The sequence below is a fragment of the Paenibacillus sp. J31R122 genome, from assembly GCF_056269185.1.
On the sequence record NZ_JBWDNM010000010.1, the window covers coordinates 1 to 26,977 of the forward strand.

The 26,977-nt window shown below is 44.9% G+C and carries 19 protein-coding genes and 1 pseudogene; 7 read left to right on the top strand and 13 right to left on the bottom strand.

The window, feature by feature from the left end; all coding sequences use genetic code 11:
- A partial coding sequence (locus AC0YN7_RS17075) for a hypothetical protein (protein WP_475811221.1) occupies positions 1–754 on the top strand: 754 nt, incomplete at its 5' end.
- Positions 755–872: 118 nt separating this feature from the next.
- Here the strand turns inward: AC0YN7_RS17075 and AC0YN7_RS17080 are convergent.
- From AC0YN7_RS17080 to AC0YN7_RS17120, 9 genes and pseudogenes are all read right to left on the bottom strand, one after another.
- Positions 873–1,991, bottom strand: coding sequence for a S1C family serine protease (locus AC0YN7_RS17080; protein ID WP_475811222.1), 1,119 nt, complete (start codon positions 1,989–1,991; stop codon positions 873–875).
- Positions 1,992–2,003: 12 nt separating this feature from the next.
- Entirely contained in the window at positions 2,004–3,269 is a 1,266-nt protein-coding gene (locus AC0YN7_RS17085) for an FxLYD domain-containing protein (protein WP_475811223.1), read from the bottom strand.
- Between the two features lie 188 nt (positions 3,270–3,457).
- Positions 3,458–5,593: a serine racemase VanT catalytic subunit gene (vanT, locus tag AC0YN7_RS17090; RefSeq protein ID WP_475811224.1), complete on the bottom strand. Its 2,136-nt coding sequence runs from the start codon at positions 5,591–5,593 to the stop codon at positions 3,458–3,460.
- Positions 5,586–6,425, bottom strand: a complete 840-nt coding sequence (locus AC0YN7_RS17095; protein ID WP_475811225.1) for a D-alanyl-D-alanine carboxypeptidase family protein — start codon at positions 6,423–6,425, stop codon at positions 5,586–5,588. The genes vanT and AC0YN7_RS17095 overlap by 8 nt, the downstream gene beginning before the upstream one ends.
- Positions 6,422–7,480, bottom strand: coding sequence for a D-alanine--D-serine ligase VanG (vanG, locus tag AC0YN7_RS17100; RefSeq protein ID WP_475811428.1), 1,059 nt, complete (start codon positions 7,478–7,480; stop codon positions 6,422–6,424). The genes AC0YN7_RS17095 and vanG overlap by 4 nt, the downstream gene beginning before the upstream one ends.
- A 175-nt stretch (positions 7,481–7,655) precedes the next feature.
- Positions 7,656–9,017 carry a sensor histidine kinase gene (locus AC0YN7_RS17105; protein WP_475811226.1) on the bottom strand — a complete coding sequence of 454 codons (1,362 nt, stop codon included), beginning with the start codon at positions 9,015–9,017 and terminating at the stop codon, positions 7,656–7,658.
- Entirely contained in the window at positions 9,014–9,697 is a 684-nt protein-coding gene (locus AC0YN7_RS17110; protein ID WP_475811429.1) for a response regulator transcription factor, read from the bottom strand. Before AC0YN7_RS17110 ends, AC0YN7_RS17105 begins: the two co-directional genes overlap by 4 nt.
- Before the next feature lie 695 nt (positions 9,698–10,392).
- Positions 10,393–11,268 carry a UTP--glucose-1-phosphate uridylyltransferase GalU gene (gene galU / locus AC0YN7_RS17115; RefSeq protein ID WP_475811227.1) on the bottom strand — a complete coding sequence of 292 codons (876 nt, stop codon included), beginning with the start codon at positions 11,266–11,268 and terminating at the stop codon, positions 10,393–10,395.
- A 117-nt stretch (positions 11,269–11,385) separates the two neighbouring features.
- A pseudogene (locus tag AC0YN7_RS17120) lies at positions 11,386–11,515 on the bottom strand (ATP-binding protein); the annotation flags it as partial.
- Between the two features lie 114 nt (positions 11,516–11,629).
- Here AC0YN7_RS17120 and trxB point away from each other — a divergent pair.
- The 4 genes from trxB to AC0YN7_RS17140 all read left to right on the top strand — a co-directional run bounded on the left by trxB (position 11,630) and on the right by AC0YN7_RS17140 (position 18,093).
- Positions 11,630–12,571 (top strand): thioredoxin-disulfide reductase, encoded by a 942-nt coding sequence (trxB, locus tag AC0YN7_RS17125; protein WP_475811430.1) that lies wholly within the window; start codon positions 11,630–11,632, stop codon positions 12,569–12,571.
- A gap of 248 nt (positions 12,572–12,819) precedes the next feature.
- On the top strand, positions 12,820–14,793 hold the full coding sequence (locus tag AC0YN7_RS17130; protein ID WP_475811431.1) for a glycoside hydrolase family 13 protein: 1,974 nt from the start codon (positions 12,820–12,822) through the stop codon (positions 14,791–14,793).
- A 249-nt stretch (positions 14,794–15,042) separates the two neighbouring features.
- Positions 15,043–15,966, top strand: coding sequence for a LacI family DNA-binding transcriptional regulator (locus AC0YN7_RS17135; RefSeq protein ID WP_475811228.1), 924 nt, complete (start codon positions 15,043–15,045; stop codon positions 15,964–15,966).
- Positions 15,967–16,809: 843 nt separating this feature from the next.
- Positions 16,810–18,093 (top strand): MFS transporter, encoded by a 1,284-nt coding sequence (locus tag AC0YN7_RS17140; protein ID WP_475811229.1) that lies wholly within the window; start codon positions 16,810–16,812, stop codon positions 18,091–18,093.
- A 153-nt stretch (positions 18,094–18,246) separates the two neighbouring features.
- Here the strand turns inward: AC0YN7_RS17140 and AC0YN7_RS17145 are convergent, their stop codons facing one another.
- From AC0YN7_RS17145 to AC0YN7_RS17160, 4 genes are all read right to left on the bottom strand, one after another.
- Positions 18,247–19,911 (bottom strand): alpha-amylase family glycosyl hydrolase, encoded by a 1,665-nt coding sequence (locus tag AC0YN7_RS17145; protein WP_475811230.1) that lies wholly within the window; start codon positions 19,909–19,911, stop codon positions 18,247–18,249.
- Positions 19,912–19,915: 4 nt separating this feature from the next.
- Positions 19,916–20,755, bottom strand: coding sequence for a sugar ABC transporter permease (locus tag AC0YN7_RS17150; protein ID WP_475811432.1), 840 nt, complete (start codon positions 20,753–20,755; stop codon positions 19,916–19,918).
- Between the two features lie 2 nt (positions 20,756–20,757).
- Entirely contained in the window at positions 20,758–22,071 is a 1,314-nt protein-coding gene (locus tag AC0YN7_RS17155) for a carbohydrate ABC transporter permease (RefSeq protein ID WP_475811231.1), read from the bottom strand.
- Between the two features lie 84 nt (positions 22,072–22,155).
- The gene (locus tag AC0YN7_RS17160; protein ID WP_475811232.1) at positions 22,156–23,478 is read right to left on the bottom strand and encodes a sugar ABC transporter substrate-binding protein; all 1,323 of its coding nucleotides are present in this window, start codon (positions 23,476–23,478) and stop codon (positions 22,156–22,158) included.
- A gap of 486 nt (positions 23,479–23,964) precedes the next feature.
- Here AC0YN7_RS17160 and AC0YN7_RS17165 point away from each other — a divergent pair, with 486 nt between their 5' ends.
- Both AC0YN7_RS17165 and AC0YN7_RS17170 read left to right on the top strand, forming a co-directional pair.
- Positions 23,965–24,993: a LacI family DNA-binding transcriptional regulator gene (locus AC0YN7_RS17165; protein WP_475811233.1), complete on the top strand. Its 1,029-nt coding sequence runs from the start codon at positions 23,965–23,967 to the stop codon at positions 24,991–24,993.
- A 4-nt stretch (positions 24,994–24,997) separates the two neighbouring features.
- Positions 24,998–26,965, top strand: a complete 1,968-nt coding sequence (locus AC0YN7_RS17170; RefSeq protein ID WP_475811234.1) for a glycoside hydrolase family 15 protein — start codon at positions 24,998–25,000, stop codon at positions 26,963–26,965.
- Positions 26,966–26,977 lie beyond the last annotated feature (12 nt).

A 26,977-nucleotide genomic window follows, 5' to 3' on the forward strand; every position in this document is an offset into this window, starting at 1 on the left:
GCCCGGTGGCATGGGGCCCGGTGGCATGGGGCCCGGTGGCATGGGGCCCGGTGGCATGGGGCCCGGTGGCATGGGGCCCGGTGGCATGGGGCCCGGTGGCATGGGGCCCGGTGGCATGGGGCCCGGCGGTATGGGGCCCGGTGGCATGGGGCCCGGCGGTATGGGGCCCGGTGGTGGCATGGGGCCCGGTGGTGGCATGGGGCCCGGTGGCATGGGGCCCGGCGGCATGGGACCCGGTGGGCCAGGCGGGATGTTCCCGCCCCCACCGCCTCCCGGCCATGGCCCCTTCCCACCTGGACCAGGCCATGGCCCCTTCCCACCTGGATCAGGCCATGGCCCCTTCCCGCCCGGACCCGGACCTTTTCCACCGCCTAGACCGCCTTTTCCGTTCCCTATTCCAATACCAATTCCTTTCCCGCTTCCGTTCCCGCCTGGACAGCAAAATTTTGTGTCAGTAATCATTAATGGGGGAAATGCTTATCCGAATGTGACGCAGTCCTACTTCATCCCTTTCCGACCAGGCTTAACGATTTATCAAGCTCTAGCTGAAACAGGTGCCGTACGCTTCTCCTTTAATGGTGAGATCGTATCTGTTGGCGGTATTCCAATTGGGGGTAGAAACAGTTATCAGCTTCTATACAATGGACGCGTCATCCCTTCAACCCTTCTCAACTTTCCCGTTCAACGAAATGATTCTATTGCCCTACAGCTCATCTTTTCACCGTTATGGAGAGAAGAGGATTACGAATCTTAAGCTTACCCACATTTTTTAAAGTATCCTATAAAAAAACAGAGAGCTCGATGACCCGTCCCCTTGGACGGCTCTCTCGAGCTCTCTGTTTTTTAAACCTGTTTACTCCTAAGTATCCATATTATTTAATAGCTTTTCCCTTGCCGCTTAACAGCTTCAACTGATCATTCTCATACCCAACCTCGTAAGTAACCTGATATTTACTTAGCACATATTTACCAGCGGTCCGTTCATCTACAGATATCACCGCGATGACAATAGCTTTGTTATCTCCGCTTTTATTGACATGCATATTATCGATTACAACGTTCCGCGTACCCTTATAGCCTTCTCGAAACTTTTCATAGCTTGTACCTTCCTTCCAATTACCTCCAAGCAGAGAATAGGCGTAAACGTAATCGGCGTTATTCAAGCTATCATAAAAATGGGTTACGAGATAATCCGCAAACTCTTCTACGGGGGTTTTACCTTGATTATCGTCTGATTCACCCTGCTGTACTAAATCCGGCAAGGTTTCCATCGGTACTTTAGACCATCCTTCCACGATTGCGAGCACGTTTGCTATCGGAATACTGAAGCCTATTGACCCTTGATCCATACCTGCGGAGTTAATTCCCAGCACCTCTCCGGTTTTACGATCAACTAGAGGTCCACCGCTATTACCGGGCGCAATGGGCGCTGAGATTTGATACAAATCGGAATATTTATACTGCTCAATTTCAAAGCTTCTGCCTACTCCGCTAATGATACCGGTTGTGACTGTATTCTGGAAGCCCAGCGGACTTCCAACAGCCAGCACCTCATCCCCTACTTCCGCTTTCTCTTCACGCACAACCTGTAGAGGCTCAGTACCAGCGAGATCCGGCACACGGACGACAGCTATATCAGGCTCAGAGCTAATCCCAATTACCTCGCCATCTAGCTCGCGGGCGTCTGCGGTTTTAATTTTCACATTTTTTGAGCCTGCTACGACATGCGCATTGGTAATTAAATCACCTTCTAAGTTGTACAGAAAACCAGAGCCTTGGGAACCATCGTCAGTTTCAATCATAACAACTAGCTTTTGCGTCTCAAAAATAATATCCCTTAATGATCTTGCTTGCTCCTTATCAGTAACCGCAAGCATTGGCTTACCCGTCAGCTTTGCCGGAACTTCAGCATGGATAGCCAAAGCAGCCCCTATTCCTCCACATACAACCAAGGCAGATGTGATGACACTAAACCATATTCGCTTACTCATCTCATCGCCTCCTTAATCCAAATACCATTTTACAGGTTCAGCAACAATGGTCGTATTTTCATCATGTATGCCGTTAATGGTAGTCGTAACATTCATATTCTCACCGGGTTCTATGTAGTTAGGAGCTGCTTCAGCCTTACCTGAACCTATCTCTTCCCCTTTTGCATCATAGACAATGAACTTAATCGAAACCCCATAGATCGGTCGCGTAGCTACATTTTTAAATTGAGCTTCGACAGTCAGATCGCCGAACTCATCGAGTGTCCTTTCTATTTTCACTACCTCAATGGCAGCTGTCTGATTTTTCAAATCCTCTGCCGCAGCTTTTTGCATCGCTTGCTCAAGTCGTATTTGTTCCGTCTTCTCGTACTGCAATTGAGCTTTCTCAATGCGCTTCTTAATTGAAAGCAGCTGCTCATCCTCCTTCGAGAATTCAAAAGCTCTTTCTATCACCGTCAAGGCCTCGCTAAAATCCTTTCTCTGCAGCAGACTCTCTGCTTCTTCCAAGCTGACCTCAACGATTCGAGAGATGATTTGTTCGCGAACCGCTTTCGCTTCTTCACCTTCTAAACCATTTGCAATGTTAAGCTTTCCTATCAGCGCATCGACAGTCGTTACTTGAGTATAGTCTTCTGATAACTTAATAACTGCGAGCTTTATATTTTGTGCTTCAAGCAATTCCTTGACTTTCGAATAAACGGGCTCAACATGTCCCTTTAGTTCATCCTTTATTTTACCCAGCGTATGCTCCGCTTCACTGTAATTCTGCTCTTCCAATTGCTTAGCAGCCGCTTTAATGGATTGCTCAAGCTCCAAAGCATGGGAAACAATCGCAATATCTAACTGTACCGCAATGTAATCCGGCCTAGCTTCGCTTGCTTGCTTAAGTGACGCGAGTGCTTCCTCATATTTACCAGCGATTGCGTCTGCTTTCCCTTGGGTTTGCAGCTCTATAACTCTATCATTAATTCCTGTCTCATACTCATAGTAAGCATAGACTAGAGCAGCCATAGCAAGCGCAATAATAATGGGTGTCAGCCACAGCCATAACGAATGCTTGCCGCGTTTCCTTTTCTTCATGCTTAGTAAAAGAGCTTCCTCTTTTACCGTGTTTACAGATTCGTTATCTATACCAGCAGCCGTCTCCTTTAAGCCTTCCGTCTCATCGGCTTTTGCCATAGCTTCCGAATGAGCTTCTTCAAAAAGAAGCTGCCTGCCGCATTGGCTGCAATAAACAGCATCGTCTGTTCGTTTTTTATCGCAATGATGGCAATACACTTCCGTTCAACTCCTAGCATTAATTTCTCTCTCTACATATCAATCTATTCTATATGAAACAGTAAATAATCTCCATTTTAAAATAGTGGGAAATCTGAAATCCGCGAAAAAAAAGCACAACGATTAGTTGTACTCACTAGCATAACATATAATTCGATTTCCCCATTGATCGATTCCAGAGAAAATATTTAAAAATAAACTTTCTCCAATCTGCTGCCGAGCGCGCTAACTATTTCATTTGTAATTGTTCCTACCCGTTTCGCGATCTCCCCAGCTGTAATACTCTCTTTACCGTCTTGTCCGATTAGCGTTGCCGTGTCACCCTGACATACGTTATCTATTAATGTAACATCTACCATCAACTGATCCATACATATTTTTCCGACTATTCTTGCACGGTGACCGCGAATAAGGACGCAACCGCCATTGTTTGATAGCTCCCTCGGTATACCGTCTGCATAGCCGATCGATACGGTTGCAATCTTACTGTTATTTAGTGGTGAATAGCAGGAGCCATAGCCGATAGGATCGCCCGCACGAACGTTTTTCACCAGTGTCACGGTCGCCTTAAGTGATAGGACGGGGCGAAGCTCAATGTCCGAGCGCACCCGATCGCTCTCGTCACTCAGCAAGCCGTAGAGTGAAATACCGGGACGTATCATTCCATAACTTCGTTCAGGGTAATTCAAAATACCGTAGCTGCCCTGAATATGCAGCAGTCCCGGATCACAGCCGCTCGCTTCCACCTGATTGATAACTCTGTCAAATCGCTCTAACTGAAGATGGGTATAGTCCACATCTTCCTGCCTTTGACTATCTGCGGAGGTCAGATGACTAAAGGTACCTATCACTTGAAGGTTCTTATGTCGGTACATTGACCATATCCGTTCCTCATTAAGATAGGACTCGCCAAGCCGGTTCATGCCGGTATTTATTTTAATGTAAACTTTTAATTTTTTCCCGAATGCTTGAAGCCTGTCTCCATCATCCGCATTAATAACTGTCTGAGTGAGCTTGTAGCGGTAGAGCTCTTTTAAACGGGAGGACGGCGTATAACCCAGAATGAGAATTTCACCTTTAATGCCTTTTCTGCGCAGTGTTATTCCTTCGTCGATCTCCGCAACCGCGAAGGAGCGAACGCCTGCTTGGTAAAGCCTTTTTGCGACACGGACACTGCCGTGCCCGTATGCATCCGCTTTTACAACTGCCATGATACGGGTGTCTGCTGGAACAATACCTCTTATTTCTTTTAGATTATGCTCCACATGATCCAGATTGATTTCTGTCCATGCCCTATGCATAGCTGGCTTCTTGGGCCCGGTTGCTCCCGAAATAAGCACAACCGCAGCTGCCAGCAGGATAGACAATAACGTTACAGCGGTGAAATGAATGAGACTGTCCTTTATTAATACTTCAGTCAGTACTGCAGCCTTCGCCCCGCCGCGCACGAATACAATCGCAATCGGATGTAGAATATAGATCCAAGTGCTTATTTTTCTAACAAACAGACTTCCACTCCAATTTTGCAATAACATGAATTGAAATAGAAAGTATACAGTAGGAACTAGAGCTATATACATGCTGTCGTGGCGCGGAAAATTAACGTTATTCAGAGTGATCCCTTCTACCAACAGCAAACCCATAGAAACAAGAAAGCCTGCGACATACCATTTCCTTGACGGCTTCTTGACGGTGTGCTTGGCAGACCATGCTCCGAGCGCAATATATATAGGAGCAAAGCCAATTCCGTTTCTCGTATAATCAAAAAGCTCGAACATTTGAGTATAGATGAACGTCAAGGAGCTGCTTTGCTCTGTTAGCCCGTAGTAACTGTCACCCAGCAAAGCTATCGTGTATAAGAAAGCTGCTACTATTAACATATACCGAGCCGTCAGCTTGGCATGAAGCCAATAGACGATCAACATGCCAAGGAGCAGCGCCGGCAAATACCACAAATGATAAAATGTGCCGTTAAATACTACATCCTTGACGACAGATATAACGCTAATCGGTTCTGAAAAATAGTTCGCGTAGACATTTAGAGGAAGATACAACAAAATAGCAATCCCATATAACGTCGCTATGTTGTACGAAAAGCGGCGCAGAGCCGCCAAGTCATGCCTCTTCTCACCTGTTAGCTTACTGAAGAAAAAATAGCCCGATGCGATAAAGAAAAATGGTACCGCAATACGGGCTACGATGCTGTTCAAAATGAAATCGGCGTATGGACTGTAAGAAGTTAATGGACCTGTGTGAATGGCAATGACTAGTATCGCTGCTATAAGCTTGAATTGGTCCACACCTCCATAACTAGGCTTAGCCACAGCTTACGCCACCTCTCCGGTGAAATACAGTTACGATATAACCATCTTTATTATTGCCAGACAACTGATAGCTCTCGCCATTCACGATTGGTACGATTGTAATGTTTGCCTCTGCCCTAACATAATAGATCTCAATGACAGAGGAACGATTTTCGATATAAAGATGAGTGTCGTTATAGTTATATTGCTTTACATATTCCGTGTATTCTTCAAGGCACAAATGTTGACGCTCCATGATCAGCGAATGTGGAAACCCGACATAGCGGTAATGCCACGGTTCGCAAGCAATGCCCGTAATCTTCTGCTTGTCTTCCTGATATCTTTGAATGAATCCATACTCGGCTGCGAGTTTTTTAAACGCACCGCTGACTCCTTCATCCGGGAAGGCTGGACGAATATAATCGACGTCCCTCTTGTTAAGCCCTACATCTACAGCAAGACCCGTCTGATGCTCACTTGCCCCCGGAAGCGCCACATAGCTCGCTGTAAAAGCGGCCCCGTGCTCCTTCAAAGAATCCGCGTAAATACGTTCCTGCGCTTCTCTTGAACGATAACCACTGACGGCAGCGATATTCTCCTTAGCTTGACATGCATCTAGAAGCGCGGATAGCTGTTTTATGCATGTTTTCTCCAATGATATTCGCTGCTCCTCGGCATGACTGGACTGCACAATGTCTGCCGGTAAAGCCTCTATATCTCTCGCGGGATTTCTTACCGGATTGTCCTGATTTACGAGGATCAAATACCCCTTGTGGATATCCGCTCTGCTAAGCTGTATATTTTCATGCTTACTTTGACTAGGTTGACGGCTTATCATCTTCTGATCCATCATGTATGAACCTCAACACCAGCCGACTCAATAAGGCGATCCAAAAGCTTTGGAAAATCTATTCCCGCATGCTTCATCATATTTGGATATCTGCTGTGTGCCGTGAAGCCGGGGATCGTGTTGACCTCATTAAATAAAAGCCTCCCATCGCTTGTATGAAACAAGTCGACTCTTGCAAATCCACTGCAGCCGAGCACCTTATAAATGCGAAGCGCCATATCCTTCACTTTGTTTGCCATATCCTTATCGATCCGGGCAGGTAGATGAATGGCTGCTGTGCCTAAAGTGTATTTCTCATCATGGTCGAAAAATTCACCCGTCAGCGCAATCTCATCAATTTCCCCTATCATAGGCTGCGCATGTCCGAGAATGGCGCAGCCTACCTCGAAACCATCAATATGCTGCTCGATTACGACTTTGTCATCATGAGCAAAAGCCTCTTCTATGCCAATCAAAAGCTCTTGCTTCGTATAAGCTTTAGTAATGCCGATCGAAGAACCGGATTTAGCAGGCTTAACGTAGAGCGGAAAGCCCAGCTTGTCCGCCAAATCAACAGCTTCTGCAACAGAGTCGCCAGCTATGACGGTAATAGAAGACGGCGCTTCGATTCCCGCAGCTTGTACTAAAGTCTTGGCAATCGCTTTATCCATGCAGATTGCAGACGATAAAGTGCCGCAGCCTACGAACGGCAAGCCTGACAACTCAATGAGCCCCTGCATTGTACCGTCTTCCCCGTTTTTGCCGTGCAGCACTGGGAATACAATATCAAGCGCCGTGATGCGGAATTCAGTTTGAACAAGCTCAATGATCCCTTTCGTTTCTCTACTGGGAGATAAGACAGCCGGAACGCAGCTAGCGTGCTTGCTCCAACGATCCTCGCGAATGCCCTCTATATCACCATTATATCTATACCAGCAACCGTCTCTCGTAATACCAATCATGACGACATCATATTTCCCTCTATCCAAATGCTCAATGACAGCAGACGCTGAAGATAAGGATACCTCATACTCTGTTGAACAGCCGCCGAACAGTACTCCTATTGTTTTCTTGTTCATCATTTTATAAAGCCCCCTGTCATGTGTATGAATTCATCCTAAAGGGCTTCCCTTATCAACTTATAAATACATGCTTAGCATAATTGAAAGATTCGCTCATCAATTCTTAAGATTTGTTTAGCAAAATAAGCTAAAAAAAACACAACTCCCCAAGTTTAAGGAAGTTGTGCTTTAGTTATTTGTATAATGGAAACCGAGTTTCGAACACCGTCTCGCCGCTCCTGCTCCTAACCGTAATCGTTCCGTTATGCAGCTCAACGATACTTTTCGTAATAGATAGCCCTAGACCCGTCCCTCCAGTCTGCGACCTGGATTGATCGACGCGGTAGAATCGTTCAAACAGATAAGGCAAATACTTCTCTGGTATCTGTTCACCATAATTGACGACTTCTACTACTGCATATCCATTTTCCTGGCGCAAACGAACATCTACAAATCGTCCCTCTTGTCCATACTGGATCGCGTTCATAATTAGATTCTCATACGCTCTGACCAGTCGGTCTCCATCCGCAATAATCTTGAGTGAGTTATTGTCTGAATAAACGCGTCCCTTCATTCCCGCCGCTTCCAGGTTCGGAACGAACTCTTCCAGCAGTTGACGGATGAACCCGTTTAGATCCAATTCAATCTTTTCCAATGGCATACCGTTATTAATGCGAGTGAATTCGAATAAATCATCGATCAATTTCTTGAGGCTTATCGACTTCTCGTAAGCAATTCCGACGTAATAGCGAAGCTCTACTTCATCCTTATATCGATCGTTATCGATCAGCTCTAGAAATCCAAGAATCGAAGTCAGAGGCGTACGAAGATCGTGAGATACCCCTGTGATTAGGTCGTTTTTCGTCTTCTCCGCTTGACGCTCATCTTCAATTAATGTGCCCAGCTTGTGACTCATCAGATTGATGTTATAAGCCACTTCTCCCAGCTCATCCGAAGATTTAACCGCGATCTCATATTTTAACTGCCCATTAGCAATTTGCTGAAGACCGAATGTAATCTCCCTCAAGTAACGAATAGTCTGATTGCTCATCAGGAAAAATACAGCCAAAAATAGTAAGAAGCCCATAATAATCGATATCGGCATCATCCCAATAACGCTTATGATGTTGTTAATCATATCACCCAGCAGAGGAGTCTGTTCAAAGATAAGGACAGCTAAGTGAAACAATATGAGTAAGACAATGGTTATGATGATGCTCGCAAAAAAAGCAAACATCAGCTTCCATCGTATCGTTCGAAATAGCCAGCTGCCTGAACGGTTTGTTCCGAAGCTTTGGCCATTAATGGTGTTTGTCGTTTTCCTGCCACGGCTAATAAAATAGATATAGCTAACTACAAATAGCAGCAGCCCTGCAATAAACATAAGCGGAGCTACTCCTAATAAATCATAAAACCAATATATGATTTGCCTGTAGGGCCGGTGATCCAACAAAAAAACGGAAGTGAACCAATAAGCGAACATGAGCCCGATTACGGCAATCACGAAGCTTATAACTGCTGAACTAACGAGCCCCCATTTACGGTTATTATTCATAAGGAGTCCATTTTGTATCCGATGCCCCATACCGTTTTAATAAACTTCGGGTGCTGCGGATCCTTCTCGATCTTCTCGCGGATTTTCCGGATATGAACCATGACCGTATTTTTCGATTCCATGTAGGGCTCATTCCATGCGGCTTCGTAGATACGTTCCGTACTGAGGACGATACCTCGGTTTATGGCCAACAGCTCTAAAATCGCGAATTCACGCGGCGTCAGCTTTACCTCCTGCTGGTCGACAGTAATCGTATGGGTTGCGTTATTGATAATAAGATCATCGATAACGATCTCTTGATCGTTGTTGAACTCCGTTTTCTGGACACCGAGCCTCTTGTATCTTCGCAGATGAGATTTAATTCGAGCGACAAGCACAAGAGGACTGAACGGTTTGGCCACGTATTCGTCAGCGCCTATGCTAAGGCCTGTAATCTTGTCAATATCCTGTGACTTAGCTGACAGCATAATGATTGGAATGTTGTGATCCTCTCGTATTTTCATGCATGCTTCCAACCCGTCCATTTTCGGCATCATAACGTCAAGAATTATAAGATCGACGTGGTTTTTAGTAAGCAGCTCCAGTGCCTCAAGGCCGTTCGATGCCTGCAGCAGATTATATCCTTCGTTGTGCAAATAGATTTCGATTAGCTTCAAAATTTCTTTCTCATCGTCAACCATTAAAATCGTTTCACTGGACACACTAGTCTCCCTTTCTCCACATAGGCTGTATTTCATGTTCTGGAAGGCTTTTATTAATCACGATTAACCACTCATCTCATTATTAAGGAAACAGTTTAACAGCCAAGAATCAAATTACTTATGAATTGTTTAACTTTTTCTTAAAGAGACTGCCGAAAATTAGGATAACGCTCTTACAACTTGTCCACATTTCATATTTATTACCAGTATATCATAACCACCTATTTCAAATAATTTATGACTCCGAGTTGTCTGGGCAAATATACATAAAAAAAGCACAGCCAACGTGACTGTACTCTGGTTTCCTAATATTTGAATTATTATTAGGCAAGCTCTTCCTTGATCGCCTTCAGACGCTCCATTACATCATTCGTTCCGATTGTGCTCAACAATCCCTTTATTTGTTGATGTGGAATCTTTATAAATTACAAATACATCCTGCGGCTAGGAGGTGGCTATACTAAATTAGTTCCACATTGTGAAGCTAATGAGCGACATTATGTAATTAGAGATGCCTTAGTTTCAGAATATGAAGCTGCATCGCCGGAAAGAAGGCGCAGATCGTGCAAACCTAGCAATTACGTTCATCTCCTGAAACTAAATCGCGGCTGAGCCTTTTGCGTTCTTAGTTAATTGCAAAAAATGAAACTACGTGGCATCAGAAATATTCCTTATTAATTCGATTCTTTCAATCGCTCTATTAAATAGCGCCGAACATCATCCGCTAAATCTTCACGCTCTAATGCAAAATCAATAGTCGCTTGAACGAAACCAAGCTTGTCGCCAACATCATGTCTCTTTCCGTCAAAACGATATGCCATTAAAGATGCGATTCGATTCAGCTCTTGCAAGCTATCGGTCAACTGGATTTCGCCAGCCTTGCCCGGCTTCGCCTGCTCTAGCAGTTGAAAAATTAAGGGATCCAGCACATAGCGGCCAACAACTGCATAATTGGAAGGCGCCAGTCCCTGCGCCGGCTTCTCAATAATATCCCGCACTCGTGCGACTTGCTTATTCGCTTCGATATCAACGATGCCATACTTGTGAGTTTGATCCCAAGGGACCTCCATCACAGAAACAACAGATGACTGCTGCTGCTCATAAATGTCCATCATTTGGCGCAGACATGGTGGATCCGATTTCAAAATATCATCACCGAGCAATACAGCAAAGGGCTCATCCGCAATGAAGCGACGCGCGCATAACACTGCATGCCCAAGACCGAGCGGCTCTTTCTGGCGAACATAATAAATATCCGCTAGATTCGATATATCACGAACGATATCCAGCATTTCCTCATTGCCCCGCGCCTCAAGCTCCGATTCCAGCTCAGCCGATTTGTCAAAATGATCCTCGATCGCCCTCTTGTTGCGCCCGCTTACAATAATGATGCTTTCAATGCCGGACTGAACAGCCTCTTCTACAATATATTGAATAGCCGGTTTGTCTATGAGCGGAAGCATTTCCTTCGGCTGCGCTTTCGTAGCTGGTAAAAATCGTGTGCCTAATCCCCCTGCAGGAATAATGGCTTTACGTATTCGGTTATTCATCCGCAAAGCTTCCCCCTTCATAACGAAAATCTTATTAGTTGCCTACATCATACCCTTTTTTGTCAAATCTCGCTACACAACCGTCTCCTCGTCGCAAGTGGATTATCACAGCCTTATGTGCAATCGACAATCCTAGTCCACTTCCGCCATGGCTTCTTTCCCGTGATGCATCCGCTTTATAGAAACGCTCAAATACGCGCTCACTATCCTCTTCGCTAATACCAATCCCGATATCCGATATTCGAACGACCGCGGCCCAAGATGAACGTTACATGAACGATATTGACAAAATAGCTAGTTTATAATAATTTTAATCTAGGATTTATTATTTTATATTCATTCACATTGGAGGACATAGATGATGCACAAAACGATTATTATTGGTACAGGTCCTGCCGGATTAACGGCAGCAATTTACTTAGCCCGCGCGAACATGGAACCTCTAGTTATTGAAGGGTGGCAGCCAGGTGGCCAACTGACAACAACAACTGAGGTTGAGAATTTCCCAGGCTTCCCTGAAGGAATTTTGGGCAGCGAGCTAATGTCCAACATGCGCAAGCAAGCACAACGCTTTGGCGCTAAGTTCAAGACTGGCTCAGTCAAAAGTGTAGATTTCAGCAAGCGTCCGTATACGCTCGATGTAGAAGGTCTTGGCGAGCTGCAAGCGGAGTCGATCATTATTTCAACTGGCGCTTCAGCCAAATACCTCGGTATTCCAGGTGAGCAAGAAAATATCGGACGCGGCGTAAGCACTTGCGCAACCTGCGACGGCTTCTTCTTCCGCGGCAAAAAAATTATTGTAGTCGGCGGCGGCGACTCCGCTATGGAAGAAGCGGTGTTCCTGACTCGCTTCGCTTCAGAGGTTCGTCTCGTTCACCGTCGCGATGAGCTGCGCGCGTCCAAAATCATGCAAGATCGCGCACGCGCAAATGATAAAATCGTATGGAGCCTAAACAATACTCCACTTGAGGTAGCCGCTAATGGCATGGGCTTGCAAGGACTTAAGGTCCGCAATAACGTGACCGGAGAAGAGGAGCTTCTTGAAACTGACGGCGTATTTATAACGATCGGCCATACGCCTAACACCAGCTTCCTTGGCGGACAAATCGACACGGATGAGCAAGGGTATATCATTGTTAAGCCAGGTACATCTGAGACAAATATTCCAGGCGTTTACGCCTGCGGTGACGTCCAGGATCGCACTTATCGTCAGGCTATTACAGCAGCGGGAAGCGGCTGTATGGCTGCTCTAGATTGCGAACGCTTCTTGGAATCACAAGCTCACGAATCGGTTCTCGCGTAATTTTTCACTAAAAATTAACTAGTACAAATTGTGCAAATTATGTATAATCGGTTTATTGAGATTTGCAATGAAAGTTACAATAAAAAGGCAATGCTACCGTATACCTTGTCCAGCATGACGTGCGAGTGCGTCATCTGAACATTTAAAGGAAAAGGTACAACCTCGGCTTTATTTATAAGCAGAGGTTGTACCTTTTTCGTGTTTTCAGCCCTATCTGCTACCCTAACCTTTAAGGAGAGATGAATATCATGTTACTAGAAGCCGTTTATCACAGACCGAAACAAAATTGGGCTTATGCCTACGATGGCAAGACGCTGCATCTTCGGATTCGTACGAAGAAAAACGATGTTGCCTCGGTTGAAGCGATCGTCGGTGACAAATATGCGTGGGATCAAACGATTACTTCAATTGACATGCGCATTTTATCCTCGGACGCGTTGTTTGACTACTGGGAAACAGCAGTTATTCCCCCTTTCCGCCGCCTTCGCTACGCCTTTCGGTTAATAAGCGGTAAAGAATCAATCCTATTTACAGATAAAGGCTTCGAATTAGTCTTGCCTGACAACTCTAATTCTTTTTTCGACTTTCCTTATATCAATCCGATCGATGTGTTCGAGCCGCCGGCATGGGTGAAGGACGCTGTCTTCTATCAAATATTTCCGGAAAGATTCGCTAACGGTGATCCTTCAATCAGCCCCGAGTCCGTTCAGCCGTGGGGCGGTGAGCCGACACCTCGCAACTTTTTTGGTGGAGACCTGCAGGGTGTAATCGATCACTTGGATCATATCGAGCAGCTCGGTGTTAATGCAGTCTACTTCACACCTGTATTCGAAGCGACCACCAATCACAAATATGACACGCGGGATTATATGAAGATCGATCCGCATTTTGGAACCAATGAGAAGCTGAAAGAGCTTGTCGATGCTTGTCATGCGCGAGGCATACACGTACTGCTTGATGCGGTATTTAATCATTCTGGCAAAACATTTCCTCCGTTCGTCGACGCGCAAATAAACGGTGAGAAGTCCAAGTATGCCGATTGGTTCTACGTTCGGGAGTGGCCACTTCAGGTCATTGACGGCGTGCCTACCTACGAAACATTTGCGTTTGAGCCTTTAATGCCAAAGCTGAATACAGAGCATCCTGAAGTGAAGCAATATTTGTTCGGAGTGGCTCGCTATTGGATAGAAGAAATCGGCATTGACGGCTGGAGACTAGATGTCGCTAATGAAGTTGACCATCAATTTTGGCGGGAGTTTCGGAAGACAGTTAAGGATGTAAATCCTGACGCATATATTTTAGGAGAAATTTGGCATGACTCCATCGCTTGGCTGCAGGGCGATCAATTCGATGCTGTCATGAATTATCCATTCACTAACGCCGTACTCGACTTTTTCGCCTACCAGACGATGGATGCCGAAACGTTCACAAACGCTATCGGTACTCAGCTTGCCATGTACCCTCAGCAGGTTACGGAGACTGCCTTCAACCTGCTCGACAGTCACGATACGCCGCGGTTGCTTACGATTTGCGATGACAATATCGATGCAATGAAGCTTGCAGCCTTGTTCCAGCTTACCTACCCTGGTACACCGTGTATTTATTACGGTGATGAGGTTGGGCTAAATGGCGGAGGGGATCCAGGCTGCCGCAAATGCATGGTATGGGAGCCGGCCGAGCAAAATAGCGAGCTGTTGGAATTTTATACAACGGCAATAAGACTTCGCCGAGATTATAACGCGCTACGCAGCGCCGATTTTCGCTTTGTAAACGTCGGAGCAATGAACGGCACCTTGGTATACGAGCGCCGCGATGGCGACCAGCGTCTGCTCATCGCGTTGAATGCTCGCGGAGAAGCAGCTGATCTGAGCTTCTACGTCGATCCGACGGTAGCAAGTGATACAGCAGCGCCGCACGAAATCGCGTTCACTGGTTTCACCAGCTTAGCGGCAAGTGAAGCTCCAGCTTTGGAAGACGAGAAAGTTTCGGAAGACGCTACGACTAGTGCTACAGGGGATGTCGCTTCGGTTACAGGTGACACCTCGCCTAGCAAACCATCAAACACGACTACAGCTCCAGTATGCAAATTATCCACATGGACGACTCTGCTCAAAAGCAAAGACACAAACGTGGATGGCACCCTTACGAGCAGCAACGATGGATTATTGCGGTTGAAGCTTTCAGCCTACGGCTACCAAATTTTTAAGCAAGTATTACGCTAATATATATTTTAACTGCAACAAAGGCAGCTTAGTTAGGCCAATTCGACCTGCTTAGCTGCCTTCTTGCGACCGGTCCACAAAATATTAGCGCAGCCCCACTAGACAGCAGACTGCTGATCGTGCCATAATAACTTAAACGATTAAGTTACATCTGAGTTTAATCAAGAATTCTTCTAATGAGCTGCTCTAAGAAACTACATATTCGCTCCCGATTACCTAAACTAATCCTTTCTAGGAGTACAACATGCTATGAAAAAAGCTACGCTCAAAGATATTGCGAAAATGACAGAGGTTTCAATTGCAACGGTCAGCTACGTGCTCAACAATGCACCGGGCCAGACCATTCCAGAGGAAACGAAATACCGAGTGTTAGAAGCCGCAAAGCTATTGAATTACGTTCCAAACCTAGCCGCAAGATCACTCGTTATGCAGAAGACAGGTTTGATCGGTATTCTCATAAATCGGCCGGACAATGAAGGCTTTTGGCGGCAGCTGCGTTACTCACATTTCATCAATCGGCTTGAGCGCCGGCTCACAGAGAAAGGTTTTCATGTCGTGTTATCCAGTCTTGCTGCATCCGATCCGAAGCTTTCTATTATAGCGGAGAGAAAACTTGACGGCGTATTTGTTATAGATGTGAAGCAGGAGACGTTCCACCTTATTTCCAAGCAGTTTTCAGCTGGGGTTCCACTCATTGTTGTTGATAGTCTCATCGATGATCCACTCTTTTACAAGGTGATTTACGATTATCAAGATGCCTTTGCTAGAGCTATGGGATTAAGCTCTGGTATGAACGATTCCTACTACCTGATTATAGACGATTTCAATAATGAAGCACTTACTCGTTCGATCCAAAGCTTATCTGGCCTCTCTGCTGATTCGATCCATGTGATGGAAGATGAACTACAGCTTGAACAGTTTCTTAAACGGCAGCACGGTAAAAGAGGGATCATATTCAATGAGTTTATCAGCACCACTGCAGCAAAATACATCGATCCAGCTGATATGACCGTCATTTGTACAGCAGGATACCCCTCGATCGCTCCGCGTGAGGCGACTCGTATATCGTTTGGCGATCGTATGCCCGAGGAAGCATTAGAGCTTATGCTGCAACTGCTCTACAATCAGTACGATGGACCAGCAGATAAATATATCAAAGTGAGTGCAGAGTAAGTGCAAAAAATGCAGAGTAATTGCAAATTGATTGCAAAAAAATGCAGAGTAATCTCTGCCTTTACTTTTAGCGACTTAAACGTTTAAGTTTTCTGTTTTCCGTTAGAAAAACCTAAAGGCTGCAGGCATAGATCCTGTGAGCACCGCAGTCTGCGAATACTCTGTTGCAAAGGCTGATGCTTCCTCACCTATACTCACATACTCTTACTTTTACTCTTACTCTTACTCTTACTCTTACTCTTACTCTTACTCTTACTCTTACTCTTACTCTTACTCTTACTCTTACTCTTACTCTTGCCCTTGCTTTCTCTCTTACTAACGCTAACTTTTACTTTTACGCTCAACCTGTCACTTCCCCTTATTAATGAATGAAACTCATTATTTAGTGAGGAACATCTCATTAATATAGAAAGTTCACAGTACATTGTTCGGTATTGTGAGGTAAACCTCATATCCCATGAGGTTAGCTTCATCGCTAGTGAGGTTTACCTCTCTAATTAATTTAAGGAGTTATTAATGCTTTGAAATTAGTGAGCCTTTCCTCAGATTTATTGAGATTAACCTCACTAAAAGACGAAATTAGTCTATATGGGCGTCAACTGGGGGCACTAAATGACGATATGTCTAATTCGGATCTCTTGGGGGCACTAAATGACGAAATTAGTCTATATGGGCGTCAACCGGGGCACTAAATGACGATATGTCTAATTGGGATCTCTTGGGGGCATTACTAGACGACGTTAGTGTAATTGGGCGGTTGATTAATTGATTGGTTGGTCGGTGGAACATGCAAACCCCTGTCACCCAAATTACGAATCAACTTTACTTAAGGAGGCCAGTAAAATGCTTGAACTCGCTAAACCATCGAAGGGTGCTGAATCCAAAAAGCTCCATCAGGATATCTCCGCTGCATCGGCTTCCATTTGGCGCAATCGCGCCTTTGTGTTCGTTTTCTCCAGCTATAGTTTGTCTCTGCTTGGCAATACGTTTCACAGCATCGCGCTAAACCTATGGGTACTGCAAACGACTGGAAGCGCTAAGCTTATGTCAGCCATACTTATTACTCATCTTGTCGTTAGTATGCTGTTCGGGTCCTTTGCCGGTACGATTACTGATCGCACAGATCGCCGCAGGCTAATGTGGATAACAGATATCATTCGCTTTGTTCTGGTAGCTGCAATCGCTGTCCTCATCTCTATTCCCAATGTACCGTTTATCATTATCGTCCTACTCACTGGTGCGGTTGCTTTTGCTGGCGTTTTTCGATCACCCGCCTTTCAAGCCTCGCTCGTGGATATTGTCGGCAAGGAGCAGCTGACACAAGCAGCGGGAGCCATTAGCCTATCAGATAATATCGTCCGAATATCGGGATTTGCACTCGGGGGTGTTGCGGTTGCTGCTTTCGGCGGTGCATTTGCAATAGCAATCGATGCAGCCACCTTCCTACTATCTGCCATCCTTCTACTGTTCGCAGGCAAATTCCACTACACCTCAGCAAAAGATACCGCAAAACCTCAGTTATCTTTTAAACAAGATTTATTAGAAGGCTTTCGCTATGTCTGGAACGATTCTTTCGCAAAAAATGCGATCATTCTACTGCCGGTTGTTATGTTCTTCTTCTTATCCACCTTCATGCTTATTCAAGTCATGGCTGTTCAAGTATGGCACGCGAAGCCCTTCCAATTCGGGTTAATGGAAGCATGTATCCCATTAGGTTATGTCGCTGGCTCGATTCTCATAATGAAGTTTGACAAGCGGTTCAAAAACAGAGGAAAATGGATTATCGGAAGTATGATCCTAATGGGCCCCCTATTCATTGCGATCACACTAGCACCGAATGCAGCTGTTGCACTGCCGCTTATCCTGCTCGTAGGCTTCCTTTTCTCATTCAGTACGACCGTTATCTTTATCGTGCTGCGCATCGCTATCGATCCATCGCTTCAAGGGCGCGTATTCGGCCTACTCGGTTCAATCACGAGTGTAGCGCCACCTATCGGGCTCGCCCTTTTCTCCACCCTGTCAGACATTTATGGACCGGCCATTATGATTGCAATAAGCGGATCTGCGCTGCTTGTTATAGGTATCTTTGCATACATCTATATGAGCTCAATGCGAAATTTCAACTAAACCATGAAATGCCTCCAGCTTCAGCGGACACAAAATAAGGGAAACGCCTCATCTAGATTGGCATTTCCCTTTTAAAACTCCAAATTATTAATCTTATTCATCCTATTATTTATTAATCTTATTCATGCTATTAAATATTAATCACACAAAAATCTACTTCAGCACAACCGTACTATAAGCTGCCACAATCAGCTTACCTTCGTTCAGCTTTGCTGCTTTATCGTTAGAATGTACAATCTCCTTGAACAATCCATAAGCTTCGGAAGCCTGTAGGTTTGCCGTTTGGGATTCTCCCGATAAGTTGTGTACAACGAGCACTCGCTCTTTTGCTGTTACGCGAACGTAGACGCTTAACTTTGCATTAGCAGGCTTCAGCTTATATTCACCTATGCCACCGTCTCGCAGTGCCGTCTCTTCATTGCGCCATTTGATAAGCTCGCGATAATGATTGAGCATCGACTGCTCATCATTAGTTTGCGCTTCAACGGAAACGGAGCCCACCTTGGCATTATGGCGTGAGGTTTCCCAAGTCGTCTGACCCTCGCCACCCTTAGGATCGCTGTACCATAACATAGGCTCGCGAATATACTCGTCTGGCTTGGCACCTTGCATCCCAAGCTCCTCGCCGTAATAAAGATAAGGCGTTCCCGGAAGCGTGAGCAGCATCGCCGCAGCCATCTTGGCATGCTCGGCGTTACCATTAAGCACCGTCATGGCCCGATTTTGATCATGGTTGCTGAGGAAAGGAGCATCGACGAAAGTACCATTAGATGATTTCTCATAGACACCGTAAGCCCTGCCAAGTGAAAAGGCCAAATCTGCATCCGTCTCACTGTCAGCAGCACTAAGCAAACGACCTGCCAAATCAAAATGAAAAGCAGAATTAAGCGCTTGATCAAAGTAAGGCGCAATTACGGTGAGTGAATCCCAAACCTCGCCGATTAAATAAGCATCTGGCTTCACCTTCGTCATGCCTGCACGGAACTCTTGCCACCATGCTTTATTCTTTGCTTGAATCTCCGGCGTGCTTGCCGTGGATGCATAGTCGCCATAAATATGTTTTGCCGCATCAAGACGGAATCCATCTAGACCTTGCTCCAGCCAATATTGACCGATCTTAATCATTTCCTCACGGACCTTCGGCTCATCGAAGTTAAGATCTGGCATGCCTTCCCAGAAGATACCTAGATACTTCTGGCTTCCATAGCTATGCCAAGGATTGCTGCCTACGGCACCATCAGCCTGCATGTTTTTATCCTCAGACGCGAACATATACCAGCTGCGATAAGAACTGTTCGGATCAGATAGCGCTTCTTTAAACCATGGATGCTCGTTGCTCGAATGATTCACAACAAGGTCCATGATGACTTTAATATCACGCTTATGCGCTTCATCCATCAGCTTCTTCAAATCATCCAGCGTGCCATATTCTGGATTCACCGTGTAATAATCGGTCGTATCGTAGCCATGATAGCTGGGCGAAGCGTTAATTGGCATCAGCCAAATGCCTCCGATCCCAAGCTCCTTCAAATAATCCAGCTTAGCAGTAACGCCGTTCAAATCTCCAATCCCGTCTCCATTCGTATCGTAGAAGGAACGGACAAATATTTCATAATAGACAGCTCCCGGCTGCTCGTCTACCGAATAGGACGCGGCCGTTGGTTCACTGTCAGACCCTTTTTCAACAACGTCCTCCTCATTAGCGACCTGTTTATTCTTGTCACTCTCAGCATCGTTAGACGAGCAAGCTGCAGCAGCAACAATGATCATTGCGAGCAGAAGCAACATTCCTACATAACGAATACGATTGTCCTTCAAAGTATCACCCTTTCGAAGCACCAGACATAAGCCCTTGCACTAGGAAGCGTTGAAGGAAGACAAACAGCAATGTAATTGGAATCGCAATTAGTACAGCACCAGCCGCAAATAGTGTAAAGTTACTGTTCTGAGCCGTATTGACCAGATCCCACATCCCAACAGCAAGCGTCCAATTATCTTTACTGCGAAGCACAAGTCTTGCGAAAATAAAGTCAACCCATGCTCCTGTAAACGACGTTAGTGCAACATACGTCAATATTGGTTTGGATAAAGGGAGCATGATTTTTACGAATACTTGCATATGAGACGCGCCATCTATACGTGCTGCTTCATCCAAGCTCCGCGGAATCGTATCGTAGAACCCTTTTACAACAAAACCACCCAGTACCGAACCGCTTGAATAAACGAGAATGAGTGCAAAATGCGTATCAAGTAAATTGAGCTGCAGCAAAAAGATAAAGATCGCGATCATACTCATAAAACCTGGGAACATGCCCAGTACAAGCAAAACCGTCAGCGTTGTTTTCCGACCGCGAAAGCGAAAACGCGACAAGGAGTACATGCTTAACGTGATCAGTATAGTCGAAAATATCATCGTTAACGTCGCTATTTTTAACGTGTTTAGATACCAAACTCCATAACGATAGCTCTTATTCGTGAACAATTCCACATAGTGGGATAACGTAAACTTATCAGGAATGAGAGTTGGACTGAATAAAGATGTGCCTGGGCGGAGCGATGACAGTACGACCCACAGAGCAGGATAAATAGCACAGACCGCTATCACAATTAAAATGATGTAGCTTAACGTCAGACGAATAAAGCTGGCTGTTTTGATTCCCATTTTCATTGGATCATATCCTCCTCTTTAAATGAGTTCGAACGGCGATAGTTCCAGATCGAGAAGGATGCCACAATTAAGAAGATGATAATACCGATTGCAGAGGCCATATTGAATTGACTGTTATTCAGCGTGAGCTTATACAACCACGTCACGAGGAGATCCGTGCTTCCTGCAAATTGGTAATCCCCTTTAACCGGGTCTCCATTGGTCAGAAGGAAAATAACGTTGAAATTATTGATATTACCCGCAAACTGCATAATTAGAATAGGAACCGTTGCAAATAGTACGAATGGAAGGGTTATAATACGAAACTTCTGATAGCCTGTCGCTCCGTCAACATCGGCCGCTTCATACAAATCCTTAGGAATAGCTGTCAAAATACCAAGTATCAGAACCATAGACACGGGGATGCCAACCCACATATTAACTAAAATAACGGTTAACTTCGCCATCCATGGATCGGTTAGCCACGGAAGCTTCCCTAATCCGAAGTAGCCTAAATATTGATTGATTGGACCAAATTGACCATTAAATAAGTTACGCATAACGAGCAATGAGATAAGCTGCGGAATTGCATAGGGCACAATGAAAATGGTACGCCACAACTTTTTGAAACGAATGCCCTTCGATTCAATTAGCAGCGCTACAAACAAACCGCCGAAATAGGTCGTAACTGTCGCAATAACCGCCCATACAATTGTCCATGTGAATACGCCGACAAACGTATCACTCCATGTTTTGAGGGTTACTAAATTTGTGAATGTCTGAAACCCAACCCAATCAACAAGCTTTGCGGGAGGGATATGATTAGGAGACGAGTAATTGGTGAAAGCAAGCATGATCATGAATACAATGGGCATTATCGTTAAGAACAATACGCCAATTGCGGGCACAGTCAGCATTAAAAGTGGAAAGTTCCGATCCTTAATATAACTCCACGTCTTCTTGAAGTTTGCTGGAGGATTCCCATCATCTCGCAACTTGCCAACCCGATACGCGTCACGAATATTCATAATGTAAACAACTAGGAAAATTAAAAAGATAAATACCGTAATTAATCCACTAATCAGTAGAAAAATTGAGTGATCCCCTTCGACAGGGACATTAATTTTCCCAACCTTTTCAAAGCCTTGCGTCTTCTCACCAAGTGTTGTAATACCCCAGATCGCTTTACCTAGATTAGGGATTAAATAAAATAACGCTAGTATTTCGACTCCAAGCAATATAAATCCTTTAACAATCTGGCGGTTATACCATTGGCCAAGTCCCATAAAAAGTACTGACAATACAGCCGCAATGCTGCGATGACGATTCATATACCGCCCGTCTCCCTTCCATTCTATTCAATAAAATCGGTTAACCCGTCGAATCGAAAGGATTCGACGGGTATACCTTATATCTTATTTTTGAGCCGCTGCACCGGAGTTAGCATCTTTAATTTGTTGAACGGCATTATCTAAAGCTCCTTTTGCGTCTTTGCCTTCATTCCATACGTCGGAGAAAGCAGCTCCGATTGGACTCCATACGTTACTCATTTCTGGAATAGATGGCATTGGTGTCGATTGATTAAATTGGGCAAGGAACCCTTTTACGATTTCATTGCTTTGGATAGCATCACTGCTGGCAGCTTCCGTGTTAGCTGGAATAGCGCCTGTAAGTTCGAAATCCTTCAATTGTGCTTCTTTCGTTGATGCGAAGCGTGCGAACAATCTTCCGGCATTCGGGTATTTGGAGAAGCGGTTTACGTACCAAGCTTTTACACCCGAGAACGATGATGCAGGCATTCCGTTAATGCTAGGAATTGGAGCTACGCCGAAATCAATGTTAGCGTTTTTGTAGTCCGCAATTGTCCAAGGTCCGTTAATATCCATTGCAAGCGTACCAGCAGTGAACAGGCCTTTCTTGATATCGTACGATACGTCGCCTGTATTCAATGGGAGGATGCTCTTTTTCAATGATCCGAAATATTGCATCCCTTTTATCGCGCCATCATTGTTAAGACCGATATCGTCTTTGTTTTGACCGCTGTCGCCATAAACGTATCCGCCAGCCGCAACGAATGGATAGTTGAAGTAGAAGTTTCCAAGCTCCCACATGATAGCAAACTTGTTGTTAGGTACATCGTTAAATGTTTTTGCGAACTCCTCTACCTCTTCAAACGTCTGAGGAACTTTAGTTACAAGCGCCTTGTTATAGAACAAAGCATAAGTCTCAACCGAACGCGGGTAGCCATATAACGTACCAGCAAAAGTAACAGCGTTTACAGCGGTTTCAGCATTTTCACTTTTCGATTGTTCTTCATAGAAGTCATTCGGCAAAATAAGTCCTGCTGTTACTGCTTTACCTAAATTATCATGAGGGAAGAGTACAACGTCAGCTCCAAGTCCCGCAGGACCGTCAGTCAATAGCTTCTGCACTTGGTCTGGTCCAGCCAGCTCTTCGAATTTCACTTCAATTCCGTATTTTTCAGTAAATTCTTTTGCGATTGCCTCAACAAATATACGCTCTTCTTTACTTTCCCATACAAGCAATGTCGCTCCTTCCTCAGGAGTGATATCTTCTGACTCTTCAGCGGGAGGCTCAGTTGTGTTGTTTGTTGCTTCAGTTTTCGGAGTATTTGTTGCGTTTCCTTCAGTTCCTTTGTTTCCTCCGCTTTTCGTACCGCCGCATGCAGATACGATAAACAAAGAAATAATTAATGACATTACAAACCATTTTTTCATGATTGGTGATCCCCTTCCAAAATGTTTGTTGTATACCTTTACGTATTCTTGCCTTGACCATCCCATGACTAAAGATCATTTTCATAAAATCAGATTTTTGTACAAACAAAATCTACGCTGCTCTTTTGAGTAAATGCATTGTGTGAAAAACTGCTCAAATGTTACGCAAACGTTTGTACAACATTCCATAGAAAATGAAGCGCACTCGGCTTATTAGCCGTTTTACACCTATTCATGAGAGAAAAAACAACATGTAAACGCTATCTTTGTAAGGACATCATATAACAGGTTGCCTAGTTTGTTAAAACGTTTGCACAGGCCATAATTCAGGGATAATAATTGATTAGCTCAACTTTCCTCCGTTTTACTCTATATAAACCAGTTTTTCATCATTTGTGAATCTCTTTCCAAAGATATATATTTACTTATATGCAGTAGTTGCATTAGGATGAAGCATAAATGATTGCATGACGGGGGCTCAATTTTATGATTACCATTAAAGATATTGCTAAAGCTGCTGGGGTTTCCCCTTCTACTGTGTCTAGGGTCGTTTCTAATCATCCTAGAATTAGTAAGGCAACTACAACGAAGGTAAAAAGGCTAATGGAAGAAATGGGCTATCACCCTAATGTAATGGCGAAGAGTCTTGTTTCCAAAACAACACAGACACTAGCAATTATGCTGCCCCGTCCCGCGGAAGAGCTTTTCCAAGACTTTTTCTTTGGAGAGTTGCTGCGTGGAATACTTGCTCAATCTACACGGGCTGGCTATGATATGCTGCTTACTGCAGCAACCTCCCCGCATGATGAAACAGAAACGGTTTCACGTCTTGTTTTTGGACGACGAGTTGATGGTATCATTTTGTTATCATCACGTGTTAATGACCCTTTGATCAACCTATTGAATGAGCATAAATTTCCAACGGTATTAATTGGACGTACAGAAGGACATCATAATATTCTTTCCGTTGACAATAACAATGAACAAGCTGCTTATGACGCAACCCAACATCTCATTATGCAGGGGCATAAACGAATTGGATTTGTAAGCGGACCGCCTAACTTAACAGTTGCTTATGATCGTATAGAAGGCTATAGAAGAGCAATGCGTGAAGCTGATTTGCCTATACTTTCCGAATGGAGCGTAGAAGGTGAATTTTTGCAGGAAAGCGGCTATCGTGCGATGTCAATTTTGATGAGCTTGCCTGAAAGTCCTACCGGTCTTGTCGTCATCGACGATGTAGTTGCATTCGGTGTACTGCGTGGACTAACTGAGCTTGGCTACAAAGTACCAGAGGATCTAAGCATCGTCAGCTTCAATAATATTGCATTATCTGAGCTGGCAACACCGCCGATCAGCTCCATTGATATTGGTACCTATCAATTAGGTTACACTGCGTCACAAATGCTCATCAGACTTATTCAAGAAGAAACTATTCATCAAAATCGGATGATTATACCGCATCGCCTAATTGTACGCGAATCATCCACTCACACAGTTAATATAAGGAGTTGACAGAATGCCAAACAAAAAACCATATTTAGTGGATGCCATTATTGGTAATTCCAAATTTCTAGCATCACTCGGCCGGACTGGCAAAATGTATCGCATGTGGTGGCCAAATATTGATTTGCCACAGCATGTCGATGCTATGCGTATGGGAATTCAATTGAACAATTCTGCTGTTTCATGGTTCGATGGTGAAGCAGATGGTTGGGTTCATGATGCCGCATATATTGCGAAAACAAACATATTCCGTGTGAGCGCACGCAATGAGCAGAAGCCTATACAGGTTGAAAGCTTGCATTACGCTGTGCCAGATCGTGATCTCATCGTTCGTGAATATACATTCACTAATACAAGTGATCAACCTGCAGCATTTTCTTTTATCGTTCATTCCTCATTTCTTATCAGTGAAAATAATCTCTATAATACGACAACCTTTAACGTCGCTAATGATTCTTTGGTTCACTTCCGTCATAAGTACTATTTTGCGCTTTCAAGTGCAAACGTATGCACTGGTTATCAAGCAGGTATGCCTTTGGATTCCGCTCATAGCGGTAATTTGAACGGCAACAAGATAGATATGAAAGGTGACGGTGCTTTAAAATGGAACATTGAGCAGCTTGCTGCCGGCCAATCAGTTACCATTCCTGTCTATATAACTGCCGGCTCAGATGAAGTAAGTGCATTGCAAGAAATGCGGACTGCAAAAGAGAAAAGCAGTGATCAATGGATCTCAGATACAACGAAATATTGGAGCGATTACTTAGCTGCAGCAGCACCTTGTCCCATTTCCGATGATAGAATTGCTGATTTATACGATCGTTCGCTCCTTATGTTTAAGCTTATGTCGGATGAGCAAACAGGCAGTATTATTGCCGCTCCTGAGTTTGACGAAAACTTTGTACGCTGCGGAGGCTATGCTTATTGTTGGGGACGCGATGCTGCGTTTATTACTACCGCGCTTGATAAAGCCGGACTCAGCTCTTTGTCCGACAGCTTTTACGCTTGGACTCTTACCGCACAATCGCCTGACGGCTCCTGGCAGCAGCGCCATTATCATGACGGCAGCTTAGCACCGTCATGGGGACTTCAAATTGATGAAGGCTCCTCCATCATATGGGGGATGTGGCAGCATTACTTGGAGAAAAAGGACAGCCGTTTCGCAGAGCAAGTATGGCCTGCGGTTCAGAAAGGCGCTTCCTTCCTAATGAGCTACATCGACGCTGAGAGCGGACTTCCGAAGCCAAGCATTGACCTGTGGGAAGAGCGGACTGCATCGCATACGTACTCCTCTGCAGCCGTATATGGCGGATTAAGCGCTGCTGCAAGCTTCGCTGAGCTAGCTGGACATGACACGCTTTCGGCTGAGTGGACTGCTGCCGCCTCTCGGATCGCTGACTCCATTACTGAGCAATGCTGGAACGAGGAAGGGAACAGCTTCTATCGCGGAGTTAATTTAACTGTAACTGAAGGGAAATATGAGCAAGCTGTAGCCGCAGGAAAAGAAGGTTTCGTAACAGCTCTAGATAAAGGCTACACCGGCTACACACTTAAACACGATCCTATTATTGATATTAGCTTAATCGGTATTGCAGTTCCGTTCGCTGCTGTACCTGCTGATCACGACTATATGCGCCGTACTGCCGATACAATAGAAGCTGCGCTAACCGTCCCTGGCGTCGGCGGCATCAAGCGCTATGAGGATGATATCTATATTGGAGGCAACCCTTGGATTCTTACTACACTATGGCTTGCTCAATATCGCATCCAAACCGGCAGTCTTGATGATGCGAAACGGCTGCTTAACTGGGCGCTTGATCATCGTACGGAAACGGGCCTACTTCCAGAACAGATCGACAAAAATACAGGTGAAACAGCTTGGGTCGTACCGCTCACATGGTCGCATGCTATGTTCATCCTTACGATCTTCATGCTTGCAGAGGCTGAAGTAAAAATAGCAGCTGCTGCTTCAAAAGCATAATTAGATTACGCT